The organism is Alteromonas sp. V450, from assembly GCF_001885075.1.
Classification (GTDB): Bacteria; Pseudomonadota; Gammaproteobacteria; order Enterobacterales; family Alteromonadaceae; genus Alteromonas.
In genome coordinates this window covers 2,374,993-2,397,446 of sequence record NZ_MODU01000004.1, presented here as the reverse complement: position 1 = coordinate 2,397,446, position 22,454 = coordinate 2,374,993, and the positions used below count along the sequence as shown (strand labels likewise).

The 22,454-nt window shown below is 44.7% G+C and carries 17 protein-coding genes; 7 read left to right on the top strand and 10 right to left on the bottom strand.

The annotated features are described in order from the left end of the window. The first annotated feature begins 225 nt into the window (after positions 1-225). The 5 genes from BK026_RS10465 (at position 226) to BK026_RS10445 (ending at position 7,052) form a co-directional block, all read left to right on the top strand. Entirely contained in the window at positions 226-441 is a 216-nt protein-coding gene (locus BK026_RS10465; protein WP_071815813.1) for an SH3 domain-containing protein, read from the top strand. Positions 442-588: 147 nt separating this feature from the next. Beyond that, on the top strand, positions 589-2,943 hold the full coding sequence (gene arcB / locus BK026_RS10460) for an aerobic respiration two-component sensor histidine kinase ArcB (RefSeq protein ID WP_071815812.1): 2,355 nt from the start codon (positions 589-591) through the stop codon (positions 2,941-2,943). 168 nt (positions 2,944-3,111) lie between these two features. Further along, the gene (locus BK026_RS10455) at positions 3,112-3,666 is read left to right on the top strand and encodes a PH domain-containing protein (RefSeq protein ID WP_071815811.1); all 555 of its coding nucleotides are present in this window, start codon (positions 3,112-3,114) and stop codon (positions 3,664-3,666) included. After that, positions 3,666-5,372 (top strand): PH domain-containing protein, encoded by a 1,707-nt coding sequence (locus BK026_RS10450; protein WP_071815810.1) that lies wholly within the window; start codon positions 3,666-3,668, stop codon positions 5,370-5,372. Before BK026_RS10455 ends, BK026_RS10450 begins: the two co-directional genes overlap by 1 nt. 102 nt (positions 5,373-5,474) lie before the next feature. Continuing rightward, positions 5,475-7,052 carry a sodium/solute symporter gene (locus BK026_RS10445; RefSeq protein WP_071815809.1) on the top strand — a complete coding sequence of 526 codons (1,578 nt, stop codon included), beginning with the start codon at positions 5,475-5,477 and terminating at the stop codon, positions 7,050-7,052. A 10-nt stretch (positions 7,053-7,062) separates the two neighbouring features. On the opposite strand, the gene BK026_RS10440 is transcribed toward BK026_RS10445, so the two are convergent. The 6 genes from BK026_RS10440 to BK026_RS10415 form a co-directional block, all read right to left on the bottom strand. Next, positions 7,063-8,319, bottom strand: a complete 1,257-nt coding sequence (locus BK026_RS10440) for a response regulator (protein ID WP_071817595.1) — start codon at positions 8,317-8,319, stop codon at positions 7,063-7,065. Between the two features lie 118 nt (positions 8,320-8,437). Further along, the gene (prpF, locus tag BK026_RS10435; RefSeq protein WP_071815808.1) at positions 8,438-9,619 is read right to left on the bottom strand and encodes a 2-methylaconitate cis-trans isomerase PrpF; all 1,182 of its coding nucleotides are present in this window, start codon (positions 9,617-9,619) and stop codon (positions 8,438-8,440) included. A gap of 418 nt (positions 9,620-10,037) precedes the next feature. Next, positions 10,038-12,629, bottom strand: a complete 2,592-nt coding sequence (acnD, locus tag BK026_RS10430) for a Fe/S-dependent 2-methylisocitrate dehydratase AcnD (RefSeq protein WP_071815807.1) — start codon at positions 12,627-12,629, stop codon at positions 10,038-10,040. A gap of 17 nt (positions 12,630-12,646) precedes the next feature. Further along, complete coding sequence (prpC, locus tag BK026_RS10425) at positions 12,647-13,771, bottom strand: 2-methylcitrate synthase (RefSeq protein WP_071815806.1); 1,125 nt, start codon at positions 13,769-13,771, stop codon at positions 12,647-12,649. Between the two features lie 237 nt (positions 13,772-14,008). Beyond that, positions 14,009-14,884, bottom strand: a complete 876-nt coding sequence (prpB, locus tag BK026_RS10420) for a methylisocitrate lyase (protein ID WP_071815805.1) — start codon at positions 14,882-14,884, stop codon at positions 14,009-14,011. Positions 14,885-14,949: 65 nt separating this feature from the next. Beyond that, the gene (locus BK026_RS10415) at positions 14,950-15,612 is read right to left on the bottom strand and encodes a GntR family transcriptional regulator (RefSeq protein WP_014977261.1); all 663 of its coding nucleotides are present in this window, start codon (positions 15,610-15,612) and stop codon (positions 14,950-14,952) included. A gap of 798 nt (positions 15,613-16,410) precedes the next feature. Here BK026_RS10415 and BK026_RS10410 point away from each other — a divergent pair. Next, a complete protein-coding gene (locus BK026_RS10410) occupies positions 16,411-18,729 on the top strand; it encodes a TonB-dependent receptor (RefSeq protein WP_071815804.1) in 2,319 nt (772 codons plus the stop codon). Positions 18,730-19,182: 453 nt separating this feature from the next. Further along, positions 19,183-19,515, top strand: a complete 333-nt coding sequence (locus BK026_RS10405) for a hypothetical protein (RefSeq protein WP_071815803.1) — start codon at positions 19,183-19,185, stop codon at positions 19,513-19,515. Positions 19,516-19,522: 7 nt separating this feature from the next. Here the strand turns inward: BK026_RS10405 and BK026_RS10400 are convergent, their stop codons facing one another. Genes BK026_RS10400 through BK026_RS10385 form a run of 4 tightly spaced genes read right to left on the bottom strand, consistent with a single transcriptional unit; the run spans position 19,523 to position 22,349 of the window. Next, positions 19,523-20,143 (bottom strand): DNA-binding response regulator, encoded by a 621-nt coding sequence (locus BK026_RS10400; protein WP_071815802.1) that lies wholly within the window; start codon positions 20,141-20,143, stop codon positions 19,523-19,525. Next, positions 20,140-21,360, bottom strand: a complete 1,221-nt coding sequence (locus BK026_RS10395) for a sensor histidine kinase (RefSeq protein ID WP_256253761.1) — start codon at positions 21,358-21,360, stop codon at positions 20,140-20,142. The genes BK026_RS10400 and BK026_RS10395 overlap by 4 nt, the downstream gene beginning before the upstream one ends. Before the next feature lie 34 nt (positions 21,361-21,394). Next, positions 21,395-21,724, bottom strand: a complete 330-nt coding sequence (locus tag BK026_RS10390) for a multidrug efflux SMR transporter (protein ID WP_071815800.1) — start codon at positions 21,722-21,724, stop codon at positions 21,395-21,397. A gap of 28 nt (positions 21,725-21,752) precedes the next feature. After that, entirely contained in the window at positions 21,753-22,349 is a 597-nt protein-coding gene (locus tag BK026_RS10385) for a hypothetical protein (protein WP_071815799.1), read from the bottom strand. Between the last annotated feature and the right edge of the window lie 105 nt (positions 22,350-22,454).

The following is a 22,454-nucleotide window of genomic DNA, read 5'->3' as shown; positions in this document are numbered from 1 at the left end:
TATTTTTATTTACTTGTAAATGAAGCGTTACATCATATTAGGTGATATTTATATTGCTTAATGAGTGAGCAAAGGTTAACGTGGAACACAACGTACTGCTTTGGTCAGAATATCATGTATCACAATGCGAAAATATTCACCAAGCAGCTTTTCAGTTTGCATTAACTAACCATGTCGGCGCAACTATAGTTACACTTGGTGCGAGAACCACAGGCCTAAAACAACATGACCAAACCAACTATAGCAAGTGTTCGAATTTCTTCATTAGAGGTGCTTTCCGGACCGGGTGACGCTTTCGATACAATAAGCTGCGTTGAGAAGGGTGAGGTACTTCGCGTGCTTGAAAAACATGGAAACTGGGTAAAAGTATCTTTTTCAAAAGTGGGATGGGTCGAATCGAGACATCTTAATGAAGTGTCAGAAAAAACGCCTTTTGATTAAAGCTTATTGATCTTTTTGGTTACAAAAGTAGACAGCAAAGAACAACGCGCTCTCGCCTGAAGCACAAATATATATGTGGTGATGTGCATTCACGTATATAACAAAGCCTGTTAGGATGTTTAAAAAATAGGTTTGATAAAGACATCCATGCACTCAGATTCTCCCAATGATTCTTGGGCTATTAGATTTGCCCAGTTTGTTCAGCGCTTTGGTACGCTGAAACTAAGTATCCTTTTCGTTGTTCTTTCTTTAGTGTTTACGCTTGGCGGGTCCTACGTCATTCGCGTGAGTATGGGGAGTCAAGTTCAGCCAGACGATTTTATTAGTGCGGTGATCCTCACCATGCTTTCTGCTCCGTGGGTGCTCTACTTTTTTAGCGAATTAATTAAACAGCTAGAAAATTCACGTACAAACTTAAAAGAAGTGGTGAGCCAACTTGAAAGTTTGCGTGAAGAGGACGTATTTCTTAACCGTGAACTACAAAGCAATATAAGACAGCTAAATCACGAAATTGAACAGCGCAAGCAGGCGCAAGAAGAACGTGAAGCACTTTTCAAAGACCTAGAGAAGGAAATTCAGGATAAATCTGAACAGGAAGCTCAGGCGCGGCGCTTATCCACACTTTTACGTTCAATCATCGATGCTTCGCCTGACCTAATCTACTATCGCAATGAAGAAGGCAGATTTGCGGGGTGTAACCGTATTGCCGAGTTAATGACGGGTAAAACTGAACAAGAGCTGCTTGGCTTAACACCTAAAGACGTATATGAAGAAGAACTAGCACGCCAGATTGTCGCCAGTGATCACGAAGTGCTAGAAACTAACGCTAGTATTACAGAAGAACTGTGGCTTCGCTTTGCCGATGGGCGCCGTCGTTACTTTGAAATGAAGCGCGTACCGTTTTTTGATAAAGAAGGTAACCGCTTAGGTCTGCTGTCATTCGGTCGGGATATGACAGAGCGTAAACAAGCCGAGAATGCGGCGGCAAAAGCAAGTACTGATAAAACACGTTTTATCGCAACCATTAGCCATGAGCTTCGTACACCGTTAAATGGTATCGTTGGTTTAAGCCGCATGCTGCGTGACACAGAATTAAGCGATGAACAATTTAACTGGGTGAGTACAATTTATGCCAGCGCTATTACATTAGGTAATATCTTTAACGACATTATTGACCTAGATAAGCTGGATAGAGACAAGCTGGAACTCAGTTTAAAAACAATCTCCTTAAAGGATTTTACCGAAGAGTTAAGCAGTATTATTCGTCTACTTGCTGCAGATAAACAGCTTGAACTTAAAACAACCATAAACGAGCCGCTTCCACGCCTTGTAGAGATAGATGGTACACGCCTTCGTCAAATATTGTGGAACATATTGTTCAACGCGGTGAAATTCACACAAAAGGGCCACGTAAGCTTAACAGTATCTTCTACCAAGCCAGATGGTGATAAAGCGTATGTTACCTTCGTAATCGAAGACACCGGCGTTGGTATTCCTGAGAGTGAAATAGAGAAGATTTTCGCTATGTACTATCAGGTCGATCACCCTGATCATCAATCGGCCACAGGTACCGGTATTGGGTTGGCTATTTGTAAGCAAATGGTCGACTTGATGAAAGGAGAAATCCACGTTTCTAGCAAAGTGGGCAAGGGCACGCGTTTTGAAATTGTGTTGCCAGTTCAAATTTCCAATAGTCCAATGAAAGTGGCGCAGCTTCAAGTGACAGGGCTCAATATCCTATTAGTTGAAGACATAGAGTTAAACGTTATGGTTGCCAAAGCCTTGCTTGAAAAGCTGGGTCAAAAAGTCGATGTGGCGATGACGGGGCAAGAGGCCATCGATAAAGTCAGGGAAAATCAATACGACCTTATCCTACTGGATATTCAATTGCCCGACATGACCGGGTTTGATGTGGCAAGTACCATCATTGAAGAAGACCTAGTTATGCAAACGCCGATTGTGGCACTAACGGCAAACGTCATTAAGAAGCGGGATGAATACCTGGAAAATGGTATGGATGACGTCATTGCTAAGCCGATCAAAAAGTCACGCGTTATAGAGGTGTTTAATGAACTGTTTCATGCACCGCCTGCACCATTAGAAATTGACGGTGAAGTAGAGCGTCCGGAGCCGAACAAAATATTAAGTAACATTTTAGATATGGACTTGCTACAAATGTTGGTGGATACAATAGGGGATGAGATGGTGCGTGCTAGTGTCAAAGTGTTCCAGGAAAAAATGCCTGAGTACATGGAAATACTGCAGCTTAGTTTAAGTGCCGACGAAAAGTCAGAAGTGTGCTCACAGGCCCACAAAATTAAAGGCGCCGCTGGCTCTGTTGGCTTGGCCCGCGTGCAGCGCATTGCCAATCAAATTCAACAGGGCGACCATCCTACTTGGTGGGAGAATGTGCACGATTGGGTAGAAGAATTGCAAATGGCCGTTCAGCACGATATGAAGGCACTGCACGATTGGCTTAACGAACAGCAGGTTGACGATTAGTTAGCGCAACGTCCTCTTTAATTCCTAGCTAAAAAAGAGGGCTTGCCCTCTTTTTTTATAAAAACGGCGACAGGGTGACACGTTGAGAAAGTGTTGCCACGTTGCTAAATCGCGTCAAAAAAGCGTCAGACTGTTCGTGTTTAAAAAGAAGTAAAAGGAGTTAACGTTATGACAATAAGCGCGCAACAAGAAACCGTATTTTCGAACAAGCAGCTGAGTGTTGATGAGATCCCCTCACTTCAAACGCTTGCACTAGTACCGATATCCAAAAAGTACCGCGTGCTTAATATTGTCTCAATTGTATTGATTGCTGTAGTGCTAATCAGTATCGCTACCGCGCTGAAATTTCAAAGCTTCTGGTCGTTGCCTGAAGGTTTGCTGCAAGCTTACAAATATGTTGTAGCAGGTATTCTCGTATTAAGCAGTGTATGGGCGCTTTATCACTTTTTTGCTGATGTTCGAATATTTTATGCCATTCGAGAGCAAGACATTAGCAAGCAGTCTGGATTAATTTTTAGAAAGCTCTCTTGCCAGCCTATTTTACGTGTTCAGCACGTTGAAGTTAATCGCGGTCCATTAGACAGGTGGGCGGGCCTTGCTTCACTTCAGGTATTTTCCGCCGGAGGCGAAATGCATACTTTTGAGATCCCAGGTTTAAGCTTAGAGAGGGCAGAGCAGTTACGTGAGTTTATACTTGCGCACAAAGATATTGGTGCTCGCTAATGACAGTATCTAAACCGTCTTCACATAACGCAGCCAAGTTTGAACAGTCAAAAATAAAAAAGGAAAACACTGCGCTACAGCCCCATGGCCAGGATGCTGTTGCGCAAAAACCGAGACTTAAAGTTGAAACGGGTGATGAGTGGCAGCGCCTCTCACTGATTTCTATCCTGTATTTTACAATTCGCAACTTTATGAACACGGCACAAGGGCTGATCTACGCCATTCCTGCATTAGCAATTTCCTTTAATATTTGGGACAACCTGCTGTCGCCCGAAGTGCTGATCGGTGCCGGTATCCTGTTTTTATCTACAAGTGGCAGCGGCGTGATAAGCTTTTTAATGTACAAGTTTCGCGTGCACAACCAACACGTTGAGATTCACCATGGTGTTTTTCAGCGTCGCTATACCAACTTGCCGTTGTGGCGTATTCAAAACGTTAAGATCGAGCGCCCTTTTTATTATCGTCCTTTTGGGTATGCGTTGGTGGTGCTTGATACGGCAGGTAGCGGTAAAGAAGAGGCCAAAATAGTAGCGGTTCCGGAAGATTATGCTGAAGCGCTAAAGAAGCAGGTGCTTTACGAAAAAGCTCAGTTTGATGAGGGGGTTCTGAATGGGTTAGATGATGAGGCCTTATCTGATGGGCAACGTTCATCGTTCCCCACACAAACAACGCGCGCCGAAACCATTGATGCCAACCATTCAAATGAAGAAGTGCTTAATCGACGATCTGTGAAAGACATTATTATCCACGGTATCACCAATAATCGCGTGTGGATCATCTTGGGGGCCGCCGCGCCTTTCTATGACGATGTGTTTGGGGTTGTGTCAGAGTGGTTAGCCGATAAGGGCTTACAGCTAAATCAGCTGGTCGGTGAACAAACGGTAGCGTGGTGGCAATTTGGATTGTATGCCTTTGTTATTCTCATGATGCTAATGGCGTTAGTGGCACTACTGAGTGTAGGTGGCGCGCTATTCACCTTTTACGGCTACACACTTTCACGATCAGGTGATCGCTATATCCGGCGCAGCGGCTTACTCAATAAGCTGGAAGTAAGCATGCGTGCATCACGCATCCAAATGATTACCGCGAAGCAAGACTGGCTGGATAAAATTTTAAAGCGGGTCAATTTGTATTTTGAGCAGAACTCAACGGCTGGCCAGCAAATGCAAGAACTGATGTCACCAAATAAACTTATTGTGCCATCGGTAACTGAAGACGAAGCTTTTGCGCTTAGCCAAGAAGTGATGCCTGGCTGTGACCTACGAGGCCGAAATTATCAAACTATCAGTAAGCGGTTTATTACTTTTTGGTTGCTTGCTGGTTGGACGCTTCCTTTTATTGTCTTTTTCGCTATCGGCGCCGCGTCGTTCCACCTAGACATTATGCTTGGTGCACTCGTTGTCTATGGTGCGGTAGCGCTTTTGCTTACGCTTAGGTGGTGGCGGTGGGGAATAGCCTATGACAATAAGTACGTTTACATAAGGCGAGGTAGAGTAGGTGTCGATTATCAGTGCTTTGAACCCTATAAAGCTCAGCAAGTTATTGTAAAGCAAAGCGTATTTATGAAGCGAAGAAAGCAGGCTACTATTAAGTTCGTGCTGGCTTCGGGGGCGGTTACCGTACCGTTTCTGCCAGAAGAATATGTTAACAAACTAGCAGACAGCGTATTATTTGAAGTGGAGTCAACGAGAAAGTCTTGGATGTAATAAACACTGTTTATCTTTGCGCTGTTTTTTTGTGCGCTTTTTTATGCAAACAGGACGAGTTTGTGTAAAGGTAGGTATTCAGTTGTACAACCTTGCGTTTATATGGATATTCTTGATTACAGTGTTATTGCGGTCTACCTCATTATCTTGCTCATTATCGGCTTTACTTTGCGTGGGCAACAGTCAAAGAAAGACTACTTTTTAGCAGGAAGAAGCTTAAACTGGAAACCCCTATTACTCTCAATCATGGCAACACAACTGTCGGCGGTCAGTTTTATATCCGCCCCCGCATTTGTCGGCTTCCGTGAGGGTGGAGGGTTAGTATGGCTCTCCTATGAGCTGGCTGTTCCCCTAGCCATGCTTTTACTTATTACCACTGTGTTGCCTACGTTGTACCGAAGTGGCGTGGTAAGTATTTATGACTATCTTGAGCGACGTTTCTCTACTTCTACCCGTATTTGCATCAGTATTGTGTTTCAATTTAGCAGAGCATTTGCCACCGGTATAATGGTGTACGCTCTATCCATTATTTTACAAGGAACCATGCAGGTTTCTTCTACCCAGGCAATTTTGCTTATTGGCGTTATTACCGTTTTGTACTCACTACAAGGCGGAATGAAGGCGGTTGTATACGGCGACGCAGTACAAATGGTTATTATTGTCATGGGTACAGCTATTTGTATTGCTTTTGGTTTGAATGCATTAGGCGGTTGGGAAACCTTTTTACAGTTACTTCCAAGCGAGCGAGTTTCTACCCTTAATTTTTCTTCTCTGGGGTTTGATGGCGACGGCTTCGGCTTTTTCCCTATGGTGCTAGGTGGCATTATTCTGTATGCCTCTTACTATGGTTGTGACCAATCTGAGGCGCAACGAGCGTTGTCAGCAAAGTCGGAAGGCGATCTAAAAAAGATGATGCTAGCCAACGGCATTTTCAGGTTTCCAATAACACTGCTATATTGTTTAGCGGGTTTAGTAGTTGGCACGTTAGCGTTTAACGACGCTAACTTGCTATCTCAGATTCCTAAAGACAACCCAGACTGGCTTATGCCGGTATTTATTCTTAACTATTTACCTCATGGGCTTATCGGCTTGCTGGTCGTCGCTATTCTTGCCGCCGCTATGTCGTCATTAAGTTCTGCGATCAACTCACTTGCAGCGGTCTCTCTTGAAGACTATTTCAAACTCACAGGTAATCGCACAAAACCTGAAGGTTACCTGAGCTCTGCTAAATTTGCCGGATTCTCTTGGGGAGTGGTTATTTTGCTGCTTTCGCTCAATGCTGGCGATATAGCGCCTACGGTAATCGAAGCAGTGAACAAAGTGGGCTCTGTTTTTTTTGGGCCAGTGTTAGCTGTATTTTTACTTGGAATACTTTCGAAAAAGGTAAATGCCAAGCAGGTTAATATCGGACTGTTGTGCGGTGTGTTGACTAATTTGTCACTCGCATTTTTTGTAGAAGACGTGTTCTGGTTTTGGTGGAACGTAACGGGATTCATTGGCGCAGTGGTTCCGGCTATTGTTCTCTCAGCCTTGTCACCAAATCACAAAAGCAGCTTGGGTTCGGTTTCAAATTCGAATGAGGGCAATTTACGTATTGATAAGTTAATTGCCACTGTGTTGGTTGGCTACTTCGGCTTGCTGGTTTTTATTAGCTATATGTTACCAAGTTGGCTTCTATAAAAGAGAGATTTTAAGCGTGAGCAGTTGTAGTCACTGAATCTCGAAGAATAATCTGATCTTTGCCCGCGTGCTTTGCTTCGTACAAGCGTGCGTCAGCCACTTCTAATTGCGACTCTAAGCACTTGTGTTCCTCAGTGCATACACCGATGCTGCATGTAATATTGAACTTGTGGTTGGTAAAAGTCGTCGTGCGCACTGCATCCATAAATGCAGAAAGTGCCGACAAATACACCTTTGGCGGTCTTACCGAAACCACTGTGAACTCTTCGCCACCATAGCGCACAATAAGATCGTCAGGGAAATAATCTTTAAGCAGTGCAGCGAATTCTTGTAGCAATACGTCACCCGTTTTATGGCCGAAGGTATCATTTACGTTTTTGAAGTTATCGGCATCAATCATCGACACAATCACGTCTTTCCGCGATGCTTTATTTGCAAATAGCTCTTCGGCTTTTTCATGTAGAAAACGTCGATTATAGACCTTTGTGAGTGCGTCTAAGTTGGCTGAGTCACGGATGGTTTGAATCATTTCTTGGGACTCAAGGTTTTGCATTACGCGGCAGTAAAATTCTTCGTGATAAAACGGCTTCGATAGGAAGTCATTAGCGCCACTCTTTATAAACTTAGAAGTGAGCACGCTATCCCCCGTAGCTGACAGACCAATGAAAACTAAGTCTTGCATCCGCCTTTCGTGTCTAATCGTTTTAACCAGTTCATAGCCATCCATATTAGGCATTCGATGATCCGCGATAACCATTTTGATATCTCGGTGATTTTCAAGCACCTCAAGTGCTTCCAGCCCGTCATTGGCTTCATGCACTTGAAACTGGAATTTGCGAAGTAATGAACAAATGTGATTGCGGCTTGTTTTTGAGTCTTCTACGACAAGCACCTTAGTGGTTAAGTTTTTGCGCAAGCGATCGACGAGTTTAGACACCTGTAAATAAGAGTAACGGGACTCTTTTGTAATGTAATCGAGCACACCTTGGTCGAGTAATTGGGCGCGAGTGAATTCGTCAAAATTGCCGGTTAGTACTATGGTTGGAACGTTATGAGAGAGCGCAAGTTCAACGCTTTCACCGTTTGGAGCATCCGGAAGGTTCAAATCAACAATGGCGGCGAGATATTCATTATCGCTTTCTAGAGCACTCTGCGCTTCGGCTAAGTCCTCGCATAGATCACACGTAAAATGAGGGTTATCCTCAATAAGTTTGTTAACGATTTTACGGACAGTTAAGCTGTCTTCTACTACAAGAACTTTATACATGTGCACTACCCTGGGTACTTGAGTGGCGATAATAACCAATAAAATATTAAAAAGCCCTCAAAGAGAGGGCGTTTTATACTTATGTCTAAATAAGGAGTGTCTTATGTTTCGCGTTTACTCAGAGTTGTTCCGGTGGAACACGAACATTTCCTTCCATTAGAACACGTGCGCTTCTGCTCATTACAGCTTGCTCAATTTGCCACTTGTTATCTTCAAAGGTTGCTTTTGCACCCACTCTTAGCGTTCCTGATGGATGCCCGAAAGTCACTGATTCTCGGTCTTTTCCGCCCGCGGCTAGGTTGACCAAAGTTCCCGGAATAGCTGCTGCTGCAGCGATAGCTACCGCCGCTGTGCCCATCATGGCGTGGTGAAGTTTCCCCATAGACAGCGCCCTCACCAATACATCAATGTCAGAGCCTAAGATGTCTTTGCCGTTTGATGCTTTATAGCCTCTTGGGGGGGCAACGAACGCCACCTTAGGAGTATGCTGGCGATTTGTCGCTTCACTCACATCGTTAATCAACCCCATTTGAACTGCACCATGCGCACGAATAGTTTCAAACTTTGCTAATGCTTCTGCATTGCTGTTTATATCATCTTGTAGCTCAGTACCGTTGTAGCCAATATCTTCGGCATTAATAAATATGGTAGGTATGCCTGCGTTAATCATGGTCGCCTGGAGCGAGCCAACCCCTGGTACTTCCAGCGTGTCCACCAAGCGGCCTGTTGGGAAAATAGCGCCTTCGCCATCGGCTGGGTCAACAAAGGCTACTTCCACTTCTGCGGCAGGGAAGGTAACGCCGTCTAGTTCAAAGTCGCCCGTTTCCTGAACTTCCCCATTGGTAATTGGCACCTTAGCAATAATGGCTTTATTGATGTTAGCCTGCCAAATATTCACGGTGACCACGCCGTTCTCTGGGATTTTATTCTTATCTACTAGACCATTGGTAATCGCAAATGCACCTACCGCTGCGGTTAGGTTCCCGCAGTTACCGCTCCAGTCTACAAAAGGTTTGTCGATAGCAACTTGCCCAAACAAATAATCAACGTCATAGCCTTCACGTTCACTTTTACTCAAAATTACGGTTTTGCTGGTACTTGATGTAGCACCGCCCATACCGTCGGTTTGTTTGCCGTATGGATCGGGGCTTCCGATAACGCGCAGAAGCAGGGCATCGCGCGCCGGACCTGGCTTTTGAGCGGCCTCTGGCAAATCGGTTAAATTGAAAAACACACCTTTACTGGTACCGCCACGCATGTAGGTAGCCGGTACTCGAAGTTGTGGCGCATACTTTGTCATGTTTTTTCCTTTTTTGGGAGGAGAAGAGGTTGGTTACGATTTGAAACACGCTGTGAACACATCCGTGTGCGTTCCCCGGCCGCATCTTTGCGGTTGGAAGGTTTCAAATCGCAACCCACTTCCTTCTCAAAACTACTAAACGATTCTAATAGGGGAGAGATAAGTTAGGTTCAGGGCCTTCAACTCGCAAGGATGCGAGTTGGGAGCCTACAGGGACGTATTTACGGCGTGCCCTGGGGCTAACGTATCTCCCAGCTAAGTTAACTAATGCAATAATGGCTGAGCTTAAGTGGGGGAGGTGGATCAGATTCAGGGCCTTCAACTCGCAAGGATGCGAGTTGAGAGCCTACAAGGACGTATTCACGGCGTGCCCTGAAACTGATTCACTTCCTCCCACTAAAAGGTCTTCCTAGCACAATCAGCTAGCTTCCGCTTCCAAGAAGTCCTTGGCGAAGCGCTGTAATACGCCGCCTGCGCTGTAAATAGAGACTTCTTCTGCTGTATCTAGGCGACAGGTTACTGGTACTTCTAGCTGTTCACCGTTTTGACGGTTCACTACCAGTGTTAGCGTTGCACCTGGTGACGGTTCGCCGCTAACGTCGTAGGTTTCTGTGCCATCTAGCTCAAGGGTTTTACGTGTTGTGCCTGGTTTAAATTCAAGCGGCAGTACGCCCATGCCAATAAGGTTGGTGCGGTGAATACGCTCGAAACCTTCAGCTACAATGACTTCAACACCGGCAAGACGCACGCCTTTAGCTGCCCAATCACGTGACGAGCCCTGTCCATAGTCGGCACCTGCAACAATGATAAGCGGTTGTCTGCGGTTCATGTAGGTTTCAATGGCTTCCCACATGCGCATAACTTGGCCTTCTGGCTCAACGCGCGCCAGTGAACCTTGCTTCACTTCACCATTTTCCAGCACCATCTCGTTGAACACTTTCGGGTTCGCAAGGGTAGCGCGCTGTGCGGTTAAGTGGTCACCACGGTGTGTGGCATACGAGTTAAAGTCTTCTTCCGGTAAGCCCATTTTGTGGAGGTATTCACCTGCTGCACTGCTGGCTAAAATAGCATTAGACGGCGATAAGTGATCGGTGGTGATGTTGTCACCCAAAATAGCCAGCGGACGCATACCTTTCATAGTGCGCTCGGCATCCATTGCGCCTTCCCAATAGGGTGGGCGGCGAATGTAAGTGCTCATTTCACGCCAGTCGTAAAGCGGGTTAATGTCTTTGCCATAATCAACGCTTAAATCGAACATTGGCTCGTACACTTTTCTAAAGTGCTCTGGCTTCACTGACTTAGCTACAATGGCGTCAATCTCTTCATCGCTTGGCCAAATGTCTTTAAGCGTTACTGGGTTGCCGTCTTTGTCGGTGCCCAATACGTCTTTTTCAATATCAAAGCGAATGGTACCGGCGATAGCGTACGCTACTACAAGCGGAGGTGATGCCAAGAATGCTTGTTTAGCATAAGGGTGAATGCGGCCGTCGAAGTTACGGTTACCCGACAATACTGCTGTAGAGTAAAGATCGCGGTCGATAATTTCTTGCTGAATTTTAGGGTCTAACGCGCCGCTCATACCGTTACAGGTAGTGCAGGCAAATGCTACAACGCCAAAGCCTAAATCTTCCAACTCGCTCATTAAGTTAGCTTCTTCAAGGTACAATTTAACGGCTTTAGAGCCTGGTGCTAATGAGCTCTTAACCCATGGCTTACGGGTTAAACCGCGCTGGTTGGCGTTGCGTGCAAGCAGACCTGCCGCAATAACATTGCGCGGGTTAGATGTATTGGTACAACTTGTGATAGCCGCGATAATAACCGCGCCATCAGGCATTTTGCCTTCTTCTTCTGTCCACTTGGCAGCAATGCCGCGGCTTTCTAAGTCGCTGGTAGGTAAGCGAGCGTGAGGGTTAGAAGGGCCTGCCATATTGCGGCCAACTGCAGAAAGGTCGAACTTAAGTACGCGCTCGTATTCTGCTGTTGCTAAGTCATCTGCCCACAAACCAGTGTGCTTGGCATATTGTTCAACCAATGCAATTTGCTTTTCTTCACGCCCAGTCAGGCGCAAGTAATCAATGGTTTGCTGGTCAATGTAGAACATAGCGGCAGTGGCGCCGTATTCCGGTGTCATGTTCGATATGGTGGCACGGTCGCCCAACGTTAGGTGCGATGCACCTTCACCGTAGAATTCAAGATACGCAGAGACTACGCGCTCTTTACGCAAAAATTCAGTTAACGCTAATACAATGTCGGTAGCCGTAATGCCAGGCTGTGGTTTGCCGGTAAGTTCAACACCTACAATGTCAGGCAAACGCATGTAAGACGCACGGCCTAGCATAACGCTTTCCGCTTCAAGGCCGCCAACGCCTACGGCAATTACACCAAGTGCATCAACATGTGGCGTGTGGCTGTCGGTACCTACTAGCGTGTCTGGGAAAGCAACGCCATCTCGAGCTTGAATAACCGGTGACATACGCTCCAAGTTAATTTGGTGCATAATGCCGTTACCCGGAGGGATAACATCTACGTTTTTAAACGCCGTTTTTGTCCAATTAATAAAGTGGAAACGGTCGTCGTTGCGTCTGTCTTCGATAGCACGGTTTTTCTCAAACGCGTCTTTTTCGAAACCAGCGTGCTCTACAGCTAGTGAGTGATCAACTATTAGCTGCGTTGGCACAACCGGGTTTACTTTAGCCGGATCGCCGCCTTTTGCTGCAATAGCATCGCGAAGCCCCGCTAAGTCTACAAGTGCCGTTTGCCCCAAGATATCGTGGCACACTACGCGAGCAGGAAACCACGGAAAGTCTAAGTCGCGCTTGCGATAAATAAGCTGCTTAAGCGACTCGGTGAGCATGTCAGGTGCGCATTTGCGCACTAAGTTTTCAGCAAGTACACGCGACGTATAAGGCAGCTTGGCATAGGCGCCTGGTTCAATAGCATCTACCGCTTCTCGGGTATCGAAAAAATCGATACCCGCGTTTGGAAGCGGTTTACGGTAATCAATATTCATAAAACCCCAACCTTATCTTAAGCGCGTTCGCTAATAGCTGGCACTGGGCGTAGTTCTTCGCCTGTGTATTCTGCTGATGGACGAATAATACGGTTGTCAGCGCGCTGTTCCATAACGTGTGCCGCCCAACCCGTTAGACGAGACATTACGAAAATTGGCGTAAATAGCGGTGTAGGAATGCCCATAAAGTTGTACGCAGAAGCGTGGAAGAAATCGGCGTTACAGAAAAGCTTCTTCTCGCGCCACATCACTTCTTCACAACGGACAGACACAGGATAAAGCACGTCATCGCCCACATCGGCAGCTAGCTTTTCAGACCATTGCTTAATGATTTCGTTACGCGGGTCAGACTCAGAGTAAATCGCATGACCAAAGCCCATGATCTTCTCTTTGCGCTCAAGCATGCCCATCATTTTCTCTTCAGCATCATCAGGTGAAGTGAAGCCTTCAATCATTTCCATAGCGGCTTCGTTAGCACCACCGTGAAGTGGACCACGCAGTGAGCCGATAGCACCTGTTACACAAGAATGCATATCAGACAGCGTTGATGCACAAACACGCGCCGTAAAGGTAGACGCGTTAAACTCATGCTCTGCATAAAGAATGAGTGATACATGCATGACTTGTTCGTGAAGTTCACGCGGCTTTTCGCCGTGAAGCATATGAAGGAAGTGACCACCAATTGAATCGTCATCGGTTTCAACATCTACGCGTACGCCATCGTGTGAGAAGCGGTACCAGTAACAAATGATGCTTGGGAAACACGCTAACATGCGGTCGGTAACATCTTGCTGCTCATCGAAGCTGGTTTCCATTTCAAGGTTACCTAGCATTGAACAACCTGTGCGAAGTACGTCCATTGGGTGAGCATTTTTTGGAATGCGCTCTAGCACTTCTTTGAGTGCTGTTGGAAGACCGCGCATGCCGCGAAGCTTAGTTTTATAAGCGTCTAGCTCAGACTGGTTAGGTAGCTTGCCCTTAAGAATAAGGTACGCTACTTCTTCAAATTGACAGTTTTGCGCTAAGTCTTTTACGTCATAGCCACGATACGTTAAACCAGAACCTGATTTACCTACGGTTGATAATGCTGTTTTACCTGCAACTTGGCCGCGTAAACCCGCGCCACTTAACTGTTTAGCCATCTTGTTGTCTCCGGTCTTGTGTAATTTGTAAGGTACTTTTAATTGAAAATAGTGAGTAATTTGGACGCTTGAAGTTGGCGGGCACATTGGCTGCAGGGGCAAAGCACAGCCCCCTGCCACGCCGTGAACCCATCCATGGGGGCTCCGCCTCGGCATCCATGCCTCGGAGGGGCAGGGAACTGTACTTCACCCCTACATCTTCGTGCCCGCCAACTTCAAGCTGAATTTATCTGCTTACTAATTTTTGCCTTCGGCGAATAGAGCATCTAGCTTTTGCTCGTATTCGTGGTAGCCAAGATAATCGTACAATTCCATACGTGTTTGCATACTGTCGACAACGGCTTTTTGGTCACCGTTTTCAAGTATAGATTTGTACACCATTTCTGCTGCCTTATTCATCGCACGGAATGCACTTAGTGGGTAAAGCACCATGTCTGCACCCCATTCGCCAAGCTCTTCTTTGTTCCATAGTTCGGTTTTGCCGAACTCAGTAATGTTGGCAAGAATAGGTACGTCCAATGCTTCTGAGAATGCACGGTAGTGCTCTTCAGTTTGAACTGCTTCTGCAAAGATGCCGTCAGCACCTGCTGCTACGTAGGCTTTTGCGCGCTCAATGGCCTTATCTAGGCCTTCCTGCGCGAACGCGTCAGTGCGCGCCATAATGAAAAAGTCGGGGTCGGTTCTGGCATCAACTGCGGCTTTAATGCGGTCTACCATTTCTTCTGTGCTTACAATTTCCTTGTTAGGGCGGTGACCACAGCGTTTTTGCGCAACCTGGTCTTCCATATGAACGGCCGCCGCGCCTGCTTTTTCCATGTCGCGAATAGTTTTGGCAATGTTAAATGCACCGCCCCAACCGGTGTCGATGTCTACCATTAGAGGAAGATCGCATGCGCTGGTTATGCGCTGTACGTCAGCAATTACGTCGTTAAGTGACGTCATGCCTAAGTCCGGTAGGCCGTATGATGCATTGGCTACGCCGCCACCTGATAGATAAATAGCTTGGTGCCCAATGGCCTTTGCCATCATGGCGGTATAGGCGTTAATGGTGCCGACAATTTGTAGCGGTTTGTTGTTCTCTAATGCGGTTCTGAATTTCTTTCCTGCACTCATGATAATCACTCGCTTATTTGAAAGTAGGGTAGAGATGAATTAGGTATGAAGAAGACTGAGTGGTGTTAACCATGATTAAGCTTCTTCTCAATATTATTTTTTGAATAAAGAATATGGCGACGCATTAGCATTTCAGCCAGTTCCTCGTCGCGATTGGCAATAGCGTTTACGATGTGTCTGTGTTCATCAAATGCAGTGCTTACGCGAGGGCCAGCCATACCTAGCTGTACGCGATACATACGAACTAGATGGTAAAGCCCGTCTACAAGTACGCTGATGAGATGATCGTTTTTACTGCCGGTTACAATTCTGTAGTGAAAGTCTACATCTCCGGCTTCTTGATAATAGCTTTGACCGTCTTTTACTTTATCGAAGTGGCTATCAAGCAACGCCTGCATGTCGGCAATTTCTTCATCGCTCATGTAGCGTGCGGCCAAGCGTGCGGCCATACCTTCTAGCGCTTCGCGCACTTGGTATAGCTGAATAAGGCCTTCGGGTGACAATGCAACCACACGGGCACCCACGTTAGCTTTACGCTCCACCAAGTGACAGGTAGCGAGACGATTGATGGCTTCACGAATAACGGCGCGACTTACTTCATACTTTGTCGACAATTCCATTTCACTCAGCTTACTGCCTGCTGGAATGATGCCCTCAACAATATCCTTCCTTAATTGAAAGAAAGTGCGGTCGGCATTGGTGATGGCTTGTTCGCTTTTTACTAACACTGTATAGAATCTTAAAATGACTAATGTCGACAATATATGCCCGTTTTGGCGTTTTTTCAACCTTAAAAGGTGTAGATTGTCGACAACGAGAGTGAGATATTAGTCTGATAGTCATGTATAACGGCCTGTGTTGACAACTGTGCAATGGTGTAACGCCATATGCAAACAGAGCCATGCGTCAATTTACGCCCATTAGGCGAACCTTGCGCAATCATATTGATAGCTACTGCCCAAACGGAGGAGGTAAATTGGTAACGATAGTTACATGCAGAGGTTCTGAGCTAAAGAATGATTCAAGTAAGTGGTGATTTGTTTAAAGTTTGTCCATTTGGTCTAGGTGTTCTTTAATTTATTTGCTTAGGTGTTGTGAAGAGATAGAGTAAATTATCTTTATGATATCTAATTGATTTTATGAAACTTATAAACAATTTTTGTTTAATGCTTAACCTAACCAATTAGTCTAATTTTGAAGTCTTATTTTAGTGAAAGTGTAATATTTTACTTTGCAAGATCGTAATCTAACGGTAACATATCGTTCCAGTCTTCAAGCCTAAATTCTTGTACTGAATTCAAGAGGGCTGGAAAAGTAATTACTACTTTTAAAGCAGAGTTTTATTGAAAGTAAGTTTGTAATGTTTTATTGCGACTTACTTTTTTATTGCCTGTAATCCAGTATAAGCACACGGTTATGTGCGCCTCTTAGTCAGTGAGTTTAGTCTTTCAAAGTTCCAAAGAAGAACTTGAAGCAGCCTATAACAACAAATTTATACCTAACACTCACGCAAAAGGGGTTACACCATGAAATCCAATACTGACGTGTCTACGACACTCGCCAGTAAGCTTTCACCTGTCGCACTAGCAGTAGCGATGACCGTTCCAGCTCTTTCAAACATTGCCGTTGCTCAGGAAGCTGAAGCAACTGAAGAACAACAGTTTGAAGCCATTACCGTTACAGCGACAAAACGCCCTCAAGTTATTTATGAAGTGCCAATTGCTATCAGTGCTTTTGATGGCGATAAATTAGCTGACCAAGGTATCACAGACCTAACTGACGTTGGTAAGTTTGTACCCAACCTAAACGTTACCGGGTTCTCAGCCGGTCATACGTCATCTGTAAATCCATTTATCCGTGGTATTGGTCTTCAAGATCACCTTATCACCACTGACCCAGGCGTAAGCGTTTATGTTGATGGGGTTTACCTAGGTCGTCAGGTTGGTCAGAACTGGAGTTTGAACAACATAGAGCGTATCGAGGTACTTCGAGGCCCTCAAGGTACGCTTTATGGTCGTAACTCTATTGGTGGTGCGATTAACATCATCACTAAAGAGCCAGATCAAGGCGATGTAACTAAAGTTAATACTGAATTCGGTACACGTGGTCGTGTTAAAGCTGACCTTTTTGTTAACCACGGTCTTTCAGAAACTGTGGCGTTCAACATGAATCTGTCATTCAATAAGCGTGATGGTCTTGGTGAGTTCATCAACGTGCCTAACGCCGAATACGATGTAGGCGAAACAGAAGATATTTCTGGACGTGTATCTGTTAAGTGGGAACCATCGAATGACTTTCGCATGGTATTGACGGCAGACGCAAACAATGGCGACGGCGGCCTTCGCCCGTATACTGTACTAATAGACGAAGTGCCAACTGGACGTTACTTCACAGGGTTTGACACTGACGGTAATCCTATCCCAAGTGGCCCACTTAGAAATACGGATGTTATCCCTGAAGGAACGGACCGTTATGACAATGCAACTGGTACTGCAGCAGTTACCGGTGTGTCTAACGAAGCACGTGGCCTATCACTTACCGCTGAATGGGATATCAATGAAGATTACACAGCCAAGGTTGTGGCAAGTCAGCGCACGTCTAAATATAAAGCAGGCCTTGATGACGATGGTACTGTTTTTTCACTAGACCAGTTCCCCGAGCGCGGTGAAGCAGATCAAACATCACTTGAGCTTCAGCTTAACGGTTATATCAACGAATACACAGACTTTGTAGCAGGTTTATATTACTTCAACGAAGAAGGAAGCAACCGCCAAGGCGAAGATTCAAACTTTAATGGTGGGCCAAACCAGTTAGCGCTTGATCAGGAAACAACATCAAAAGCGGTATATGTTAATGTTCGTCATGACCTGACTGATGACCTTAGTGTTTCAGGTGGTCTTCGATACACAGAAGATGAAAAAGATGCCTCCGCCAATGTATTTGCACCTTTAGGGACCATCTACAACTCGAACGATTGGGATGAGATAACATGGGAGCTGGCCACTAACTATACATTTGAAAATGGGCTTACTGCCTACGCTACCGTGCAAACTGGCTATCAAGGCGGACAATATCCAGCTCGACCTTATTTTTTAATAAGTGAATTTGCTTCAGAAGGTGGGTTTGACGCGCTGTTTGGTGGCACGCAAGAAGAGTTAGCTGCGGCAGTGAATGCTGTGGTTGCTGATAACGATTTTGTCGCAACTGACAACATTACGGCGACTAACTACGAAGTGGGGCTTAAAGGACGATTTACTGACAATCTTGATATGAGTATTTCGATTTTCAATACTGAATACAAGAATTTACCTGTTCAGTTTAGTGAAACAACTGACACTGGTTTTGTAACTCGAGTGATCCCTACAAAGCAAACATCTCGTGGTATAGAGTGGGATGGTACACTTAATTTAGAAGCGTTTACCCTGCAAGGTAGCATTGGTTTTATCGACGTTGATGTTGATAAAGTATTTAACACCGACGGTGTACTTGTGGCTGACGCTGCACCACTTACGCCTAAATGGACAGTGGCAATTGCTCCAAGTTATACATTTGAATTAGAGAGCGGAAGCTCTGTAAGAGCGCGAGTAGATTACTCATGGCGCGATGAGATGTACGGCGAGCCACTTTCTGCGCCAGAGCGTTTGACTCTATTAGAGGACCGCGCATTAGTAAACTTTGACATTGCATATACGCCAGCAAATGAGGCTTATACCCTAGCGCTTTACGGGCGAAACATTTTCGATGAGCGTTACGACAATGCACGCCTGAATACTGGTGATTATATATTGCAAATTCTAAGCAATGATGCGAGTGAATTTGGAGTTAGGTTCTCAACTGAATTCTAATAACCTCAAACAGTTACAGATAAAAGCCAGTCTTACGACTGGCTTTTTTTTGCCCGTTTTTTCTTGTTTTATCTCATTTATTGACATACGTTTAGGACAGCTTTTAGCAAATTTAGCTTAGCTAGCGCATCTGGTTGATATTTGATAGCAGCACGAAAAAATAGGTATGTTGCTCGTTTTTTTTCACACCTAGCTGTATCTTGGGGGTGATCACCCAGTGAAATGGTTAAATGAAGCCGATAGTCTTTATATTAAAAAAATATAATGTTTTGTCTTCGCGGTCACAGGTGCAGAATTAATGTGAATGTAACAACAGTCTATACCAACCATTTCATATAAGTTGAGTAAATTCGCTTTGGCGTGCATATCACTATGTATTGGCATGACAGAGTATATGGAAGCTGTTTGTTTATATAAAAACGTGAAGTGATGTTAACCATACGGAGTTGAAGCGTGGGATTGTTTTCTAATTTTAAAAAGTCGCGGTTAGAAAAAAAATTTAGGAAAAAGGAATGGGTAATTATTCAACCTGTTGCTTTTCATAAGTTTGAACAACTAATAGTTGAACACGTAGAAAGTGGGTGGGAAATTGAAGATGATTATGAGCGACTCACAGAAAATACCGTCAAATGGCAGTGTGAGTTGTTAAAAGGCACAAGTATAATCACTTGTGTTTGGACCGCAAACCAGCAAGGTGTTGTTTACGGTCCCGAGCGCGTGCTGGCAGGTTTGTCTGAAAATTTAAATATACCGACCTCTTCCACAATTACTACTACATGGTTTTAAGTTACTGTTAAAGCCAGCCTTTTTGTTTTGCAATACGGGCTGCATCTACTCTATTCGTCGCATCAAGCTTCGATATCGCTTCTGAGAGATAGTTTCTCACTGTACCTTCTGATAAAAATAACGATTGCGCTATGTCTTGGGTTTTGAGCCCGTCGGATGCAAGCTTAAGCGCCGCGATTTCTTTCTGCGAAAGCGGGTTGTTGTCGTCAAGGGCCATGATTGCAAGCTCGGTTGAAATAACTTTTTCCCCAGCAGATACTTTGTGAATGGCATTTATCAAGTAGTTGCTGTCAGATTCTTTTAAAATAAATCCTTTAACCCCTAAGCTTAATGCGCGTTTTATATAGCCCGGTTTCGAAAATGTTGTCATTAAAACTACCTTGGTATTAAGGCGTTGATCTGTAACGTGGGCGGTTAAATCTAGGCCTGAGACTAGCGGCATTTCAATATCGCTTAGAATAATGTTTGGCGCAGGGTGGTCTCTTAAATACTCAATGGCTTCTTGCCCGTTACTGCATTTAGCTGCGATGGTTAAGTCGTCCTCTAGTGACAGTAGCATGGCAATGGCGTCTCGGATAAGCGATTGGTCTTCAACGATTAAAATGGTCGTTTTTGCTTTTGAATTCATAGGGCCGCCATTTCCGGCAACTGGTTGTCTAGAATAAGCTGTACGCAAACAGCAGGATGGGGGTGAAATGATATGCTTACATCTGCATTAACAGATGCCGCGCGTTCTCTAACACCCACTAATCCGTTTCCTTCCTCAATTGAACTGCTGTTGTCAACTACACCGTCATCTTGGTAAGTCATGATCAACGTTTGTCGATTAAGATTAAGGCTAAGTGATACTGTTTTTCCTTTTGAATAGCGCAATGTATTTGTGGTTAGCTCTTTTACTATAAGCGCAAGCTGGTTTTCTTGTTTCGAGGTCAGCTGCATCAAAGCCTTGTCATCAATAGTGGCTAAAACCTCTAAGCCGTTTTCTTCTAGCAATGCTTTATCTTTGGCTATCTCGTCGCGAAGGGAAAGTTGTTTAATATCTGACACCGCTTGACGAATATCGCTTAATAATGCTTGAGAAAGTTGCGCCAGGGCCTTTACTTCCCTATGGGCATCGGTAATTCTATCTTTATAAATAAGCTTATCGGCCAGTTGAGCTTTTAACGAAATTGAGCTGAGTGCGTGGCCTGCAACATCGTGTAAATCTCTGCCAATACGCTCTCGTTCAGCTATTGCGGATAATACGCGTAAGGCTTCAGCTTGCTGATTTTCTTTAAGGCCATGAAGGGTTTCCTTGCGCTCCATAGCACCAAAACCAAATAATACCAAACTGTTAATTAATGAAGCGCTTAAGAGGAAATGTGCATTTTCAAACACAGTATAGTTTAGAATGAAAAGCACGATCATCATAATGCTTATGCTCGCTACACCCGTTTTGAACGAATTATAATAGCCAACGATAAACGCAATAAAGCCGACAATGGTTGCGCCCCCTGGATTTTGAAAACTGCATCCGACAGAAAGTAAAAACATAGCTATTAAATAGGAGGGTGGCGCTTTAACAGGCTGACTTATCGCTTTGATGTAAAGAGCAACAAAACTAATATATCCCAAAGTTTGGATTATCCATATCTCGATATGAAGTGGGCGCGAGACAATGAGTGGGACAAAGAAAAAAAGTGAAAAAAACAGGCTCCCATAAGACCAGCGCTTTTTTCGGCCACTCCCCAAAAGTGGCATGACCGGCGCCGCGTTGTTTTCACTTTCATGGTTTATCAATCCACCCACATTTGAAACTTCTTCGTTTATACGAGTGGTAGGCTCTGCGTTGGTATTATTTTGCATGCTGTTATGGCTGCGCATTGTGAGTACTTCGTCCCTACTGAAATACAACGGCTGATTTACTAGTGATTAGCAAGGTGCCCGAGATAATTAACATAATACCTAGCACGGCATAAATGTCGAAAGTTTGTTTCCAAAATACCACCGAAGCAGCGGTGATTAACGCGATCCCCATACCTGACCAAATCGCATAGGCAACGCCAATTCCCATGTTTTTTAGGACCATAGCAAACAACATTCCTGACACGGTATAGAAAAATATAGCGCCGTAGCCAAAGGCCCATTTTTCCCAACCATTCGACATTTTAAGAAGCATGGTAGCCGTCACTTCGGTTATAATCGCAACCGCTAGAAGTAAGTAAGTCATCGAATGTTCCTTCTCTAATCAATTGCTACTAGTTAGACTTTAATGTTTGAAAACGGCGTTCAAGAGTGATTAGCGACACAATGTAAATTGCAACAATTACCGCCGAAATTGCTTCTACTCTTGCCTCTGGAAATAGATACCAAGCTACAACAATACCGAAGGTTCTTGCGATCGTATGAAAATAGCCAATCCAATGCTCTATAGCCCACGATAAAGGCATCCACATCAGCCCAGTAAGAATGCCGATACTCAACGGCACAGTTGTATGGTCGATGGCTGCAACTGGAAGGGCGATAGCAAAGACCATCAGACTCATAAACATACCAACAAAGAAAAGGCGGTCGAAGCTGTTCTTTGCTACGTTTTTCGAAAAGAATTTTTCACCGGTAATGTAAGACAGCCCTGCTCCTAGATAGAAAATTGCTCCTGTGCCGATATACAGCATCCAGGTTATGGCGAGTTCAGATACAAAGGGGGCACTAAGACCAAGTAACGCCCAAATTAATGTGCCTGCTAGAGGCATAGCAATAAATCTGTTCCTTTTGAAGTTTTCGCGCTGTTGTTCTAGCGAAAGAGGAGAATTTTGAATAGTGCTTGTAGAAATGTGGTTTATTGTGTGTTCCATGTCTTTTACCTTACGTTGTAACGTCGATAGGTAAAATATGCAAAAGTTCGTTAGATTGCGTTAGTCACAAACGTCATCAAAAGCATGTGACATTTGTCACTAGAT